Origin of the sequence: Kribbella sp., from assembly GCF_035687465.1 — a bacterium.
Classification (GTDB): domain Bacteria; phylum Actinomycetota; class Actinomycetes; order Propionibacteriales; family Kribbellaceae; genus Kribbella.
Genome location: NZ_DASRXP010000125.1, coordinates 1 through 5,148 on the forward strand (window position 1 = coordinate 1; position 5,148 = coordinate 5,148).

3 protein-coding genes are annotated in these 5,148 nt (G+C 69.0%); 2 read left to right on the plus strand and 1 reads right to left on the minus strand.

Features of this window, described 5'->3' with window-relative positions; all coding sequences use genetic code 11:
* The first annotated feature begins 449 nt into the window (after nt 1–449).
* Nucleotides 450–3,221, plus strand: coding sequence for a helix-turn-helix transcriptional regulator (locus VFG33_RS06525; RefSeq protein WP_325023454.1), 2,772 nt, complete (start codon nt 450–452; stop codon nt 3,219–3,221).
* 94 nt (nt 3,222–3,315) lie between these two features.
* Nucleotides 3,316–4,011: an alpha/beta fold hydrolase gene (locus tag VFG33_RS06530; RefSeq protein ID WP_325023456.1), complete on the plus strand. Its 696-nt coding sequence runs from the start codon at nt 3,316–3,318 to the stop codon at nt 4,009–4,011.
* Nucleotides 4,012–4,057: 46 nt separating this feature from the next.
* On the opposite strand, the gene metE is transcribed toward VFG33_RS06530, so the two are convergent.
* Nucleotides 4,058–5,148: 5-methyltetrahydropteroyltriglutamate--homocysteine S-methyltransferase (gene metE / locus VFG33_RS06535; RefSeq protein WP_325023459.1), on the minus strand; the 1,091-nt coding region annotated here is incomplete at its 5' end.

Sequence of the window (5,148 nt, forward strand, 5' to 3'; positions counted from 1 at the left end):
CCCGGCCCCTCAGCGGTGCCCATCATTATTGTTAACTGGTTGACTATAAGTTACCTTAATTGGTATGAAGTTCTCCCTGCGGGTCGTCACCACGCTCGCGGTGCTGAGCGGTCACCCGATCCGGTTCTCCAGCGTCGCGGCGCCGGATAGCGACCCCGACAGCATCGTCATCGAGCCGGATCCGCGGGCGCAGATCAGCCCCGGCCACAGCAGCCGCTCCATCAAGGGCATCGCGTACACCGTCGGCGCGACCTACCGTGAAGGGCTGATGGACGTCGGCGCTGCACCGGCCCAGGGAGCGCCATCGCGGCCTATGTCCTCGGCCCAGACCGATCGCTGGCCGACCCAGCAGAGTCACTGCGCGGACCCCACCCTTCTGTCGAGTTCCTCCGGGTCCACCTCGGCCAGAAGGTCGGCTGAAGCGGTCTCGCGGAGTAGAATCCAGCGCTGTGACTGGTGGAGGAGAGGTCACGGGGGGCAACAGACTGTTCGGTCGCGAGGCAGAGCTCGAGCAGCTTGATGCGTTCATCGCGACTACGGCCGTCGGCGGCGGGGGTTTGCTGCTGACCGGAGAAGCCGGTGTCGGCAAGTCTGTGCTGCTCGATGCCGCCGCGGCGCGGGCGACGGCCGACGGAGCCCGCGTGATCCGGGCCGCCGGGGTCGAGTTCGAGGCCGACATGAGTTTCGCCGGGCTCAACCAGGTGGTGCATCCGCTCGGCGAGGATCTCCGCAGGCTGAGCGACAGGTACTGCAAGGCGTTGGAGGTCACGACCGGGCTTTACGAGGGAGCGCCGCCGGACCAGTTGACGGTTTCGAACGCGATGCTCGCCCTGCTCACGCACGTTGCGGGGGACCGGCCTCTGGTGGTGATCGTCGACGACATGCCGTGGCTGGATCGCGTCAGCGCCGTAGTACTGGGGTTCGTCGCCCGCCGCCTGGCCGATAGCCGCGTCGGGTTCCTTGCCGCTTTCCGGTCCGACGAGGTCAGCTTCTTCGAGGGCGGCGGCCTGCCGGAGCTCGAGGTGCCACCGCTGCCCGACGACGCTGCTGCCGCGCTGGTGGACTATCGCTTCCCGACCTTGTCACCACGGGTCCGGCAGCGTCTCCTCGCCGATGCGCAAGGTAATCCGCTGGCCCTGCTCGAGATGCCGATCGCTCTCAGCGGCTACCGGCCTGGCGGGGATCCGGCCCCGCAGACGCCGCCTCCGATCAGCCGGCGCCTGCAGTCTCTCTTCGCGTCGCGGATCAGCAACCTGTCGGAGGAGACGCGCGGCCAGTTGCTGATAGCCGCGCTCGAGGGTTCCGGTGATCTGCGCGTCGTGCAGAACGCGGCCGCGGCGGAGTGGGGGAGGCAAGCGCTGGACGCAGCCGAGAGGGCGCGGCTGATCCACATCGACGGGGGAGCCGGGCGGCTGGCCTTCCGGCATCCGCTGACCCGCGCGGCGGTGGTCGAGTTGTCGACCAGTGAGCAACGCGCCCAAGCGCATCGAGCCTTGGCCGAGCAGTTCGCAATGGACTCCGAGCGGCATGCCTGGCATCTGGCCGAGTCCACTACCGGTCTGGATGAGGAGGTCGCGGCTCTGCTCGAACGAGTCGCTGCCAGGGTGCAACAGCGGGGCGACCCCGTCGGTGCCATGGTCCTGCTGCTCCGCGCCGCCGACCTGAGTCCTCAGGTCGATGATCGCAAGCGGCGATCGGTGATGGCCGCTTACATCGGCGTCGACGTCACCGGCGACATGCGCAACATTCTGGAGCTTCTCGAGCCAGGGGTACTGCGTGAGCCGCCCTCACTCGTCGTCGCCTTGGCAGGCGCCGCGTACCTGCTCAACGGCCACGGCGCCATCGATACGGCCCACCGGCTGCTTGTCGGTGGGCTCGAGACCGCTGCTGATCCCACCGACGCCAAGGACGAGGTCATCGGGGAAGCGCTGTGGGTTCTGCAAGCGCTCGTCTCTTTCGGCTCACGGGCGGAGCTGGTCGAGTCGCTCCGGGCGGTGATGGCACGCCTGCGGCCGGAGCCTCCCGAACTCATCGACCTGCTGGCCAGCACCTACGTGGAGCCCGCATTGCGGGCGCTGCCGGTGCTCGGCCGGCTCGACGAGGTGGTCGCCGGGCTCGGTGAGCAGTCAGATCCCGGGCAGATCATCCGCGTCGGCGTCGCCGCCCTGTACGTCGACCGGCTGCCGGCCTGCCGGGCCGCCCTGTGGCGGGCGGTCGAGCACGGCCGGGCCGGTGGCGCGGTCACGGCCGGGATCGAGGCGCTGCTCCTGCTGGGATGCGACGGCCTGCTCTCCGGGGACTGGGACGAAGTCGCTCGGCTCGCTGACGAGGCCCTGGCCCTGTGCGAGACACACAACTACCAGTTGCTGGCCTATGTGCTGCGATTCCAGCACGCACTGATCGCCGCTGCCCGCGGCGACGAGCAGACGACGATCGCCCTGACCGACGAAATGATCCAATGGGCCGGGCCGCGTCAGTGCGGGTTCGTGCTCAACTACGCCTCCCACGTCAATGCGTTGGCAGCCCTCGGCCGAGCTGACTACGAGGCCGCCTACCGGCACGCGACGGCGATCTCGCCGGCAGGCACTCTGGTACCCCACTCGGCCCACGCGCTCTGGGTCATCCTGGACGTCGTCGAAGCGGCCGGCCGGACCGGCCGTCAGGCAGAGGCCGCCGCGCATGTCGCCGCGATCCAGGCCGCCGGCATCGATGAGATCTCACCACGGCTCGCCCTTGTCGCGACTGCCGCGGCCGCGATGGTGGCCGCCGAGCCGGAGGACAGCCGGTTGTTCGAGGCGGCATTGGCTGTTCCCGGCGCCGAACGGTGGCCCTTCGAGGTGGCGCGCGTTCACCTCATCTACGGTGAACGCCTGCGGCGAGCCAAGAGCGCGAGCAAGGCACGCAGTCATCTCGCCGCCGCGCGCGACATCTTCCGGCGGCTCCATGCCGAGCCTTGGGTGAAGCGGGCGGGCAGCGAACTGCGGGCGACGGGTCTACCGGGAGCGCACACCGACGCCAGCAGGGCGATCGACGTCCTGACCCCGCAGCAGCGAGAGATCGCATTGCTGGCCGCGGCCGGGCTCACCAACAAGCAGATCGGCGACAAGCTCTTCCTGTCTCCCCGGACCGTCGGAACCCATCTCTACCAACTGTTCCCGAAGCTCGGCGTCACGTCGCGCGCCGCCCTCCGGGACGCGCTGGCAGATCACCCGATCGACTGACCCGGTGAAGACCAGTCATCTGACGTAAGCGATGGCCGATCGCGCGAACTACCTTCGAATCAACGCATCCGGTTCATCGAAGGAGACAGTGACCATGACCACCACTTCGCCCGTCCGCAACGTCGTCCTCGTCCATGGAGGCTTCGTCGACGGCTCGGGCTGGCAGAGCGTGTACGACCTGCTCGTCGCGGACGGGTACCGGGTCAGCATCGTGCAGAATCCCACGCTCTCCCTGGAAGATGACGTCGCCGTCACCAAGCGGATCCTCGACCTCCAGGACGGTCCGACCGTCCTGGTCGGGCACTCGTACGGCGGGGCCGTCATCACCGAAGCCGGCACCCACGAGAAGGTGGCCGCGCTCGGGTACATCGCAGCCTTCGCTCCCGACAAGGGGGAGTCGGTCAACACGCTGATCGCCGACCCGCCGCCCGGTGCGCCCGTGCCGCCGATCCTGCCTCCCCAGGACGGCTTCCTGTTCCTCGACCGGGAGAAGTTCGCCGGCTCCTTCGCCGCCGACGTACCGAGCGGGCTGGCCGCGTTCATGGCCGACGCGCAGGTGCCGTGGGGCGTGGACGCGCTGGCTCAGGCAGTGACCGAGCCGGCCTGGCGGGTGAAGCCGAGCTGGTACCTGGTCGCCACCGACGACCGGATGATCCCGCCGCCGGCTCAGCGCGCGATGTCCGAGCGTGCGGGCGCCAAGGTCGTCGAGGTCGCCGGCAGCCACGCGATCTACGTGTCCCAGCCGCAGGCGGTCGCCGACCTCATCAAGCAGGCAGCGGCAGGGGAGTGACCTGGAAGGTGGCCGGAGCAGAAGCTGCTCCGGCCACCTTCGTGTGTCAGCTGAGTTCGCTCCGTACTTCGCGCGCCGCGCCGACCAGGTTCTGCAGGGAGTCGCGGACCTCCGGCCAGCCGCGGGTCTTCAGCCCACAGTCGGGGTTGACCCAGAGGCGTTCCGCCGGGATCGCGTCCAGGCCCTTCCGGAGCAGAGACACCACCTCCGGCGTACCAGGCACTCGCGGTGAGTGGATGTCATAGACACCAGGACCCACGCCTCGCGGGTAGCCCGCGTCGCCGAGCTCGTGGGCGACCTGCATGTGTGAGCGGGCCGCCTCGAGGCTCGCGACATCGGCATCCATCTCGTCCAGCGCATTGAGGATGTCGCCGAACTCCACGTAACACATGTGCGTGTGGATCTGGGTGTCAGCCCGTACGCCGCTGGTGGTCAGCCGGAACACCTCCGTGCTCCAGGCGAGGTAGGCCGCACGATCCACCTTCCGCAGCGGGAGCGTCTCCCGCAAGGCGGGCTCGTCCACCTGGATCACCGCGGCGCCGGCCGCCTCCAGGTCATTCACTTCGTCCCGCAACGCGAGTGCGACCTGTTCCGCGGTCTCGCTCCGCGGCTGGTCGTCCCGGACGAACGACCACGCCAGCATCGTCACCGGCCCGGTCAGCATGCCCTTGACCGGACGGTCGGTCTGCGACTGCGCGTACTTCCACCAGCGCACCGTCATCGGTGCGGGGCGGGAGATGTCGCCGACGAGCACCGGCGGCCGTACATAGCGAGTGCCGTAGGACTGCACCCAGCCGTGCTGCGTCGCGAGATAGCCGTCGAGCTGCTCGGCGAAGTACTGGACCATGTCGTTGCGCTCGGGTTCGCCGTGCACGAGGACATCCAGCCCGGCCTTCTCCTGGAAGGTGAGCACTTCCCGGATCTCGGTTTCGATGCGTTCGTCGTACTGGGTCGCGTCGATCCGCCCGGCGCGCAGATCCGCCCGCGCGGTACGCAACTCGGTGGTCTGCGGGAACGACCCGACAGTAGTTGTCGGGAGCAACGGAAGGCGGAGTCGCGTTTGCTGGGCGGCGCTGCGTTGGGCGTACGGCGCGGCGCGGCGGCTGTCTTCCGCGGTGACGGCCGCGACCCGGGCAC

Coding starts and splice junctions, on each gene's coding strand:
- VFG33_RS06530 (WP_325023456.1), top strand. CDS start 3,316: ATGACCACCACTTCGCCCGTCCGCAACGTCGTCCTCGTCCATGGAGGC.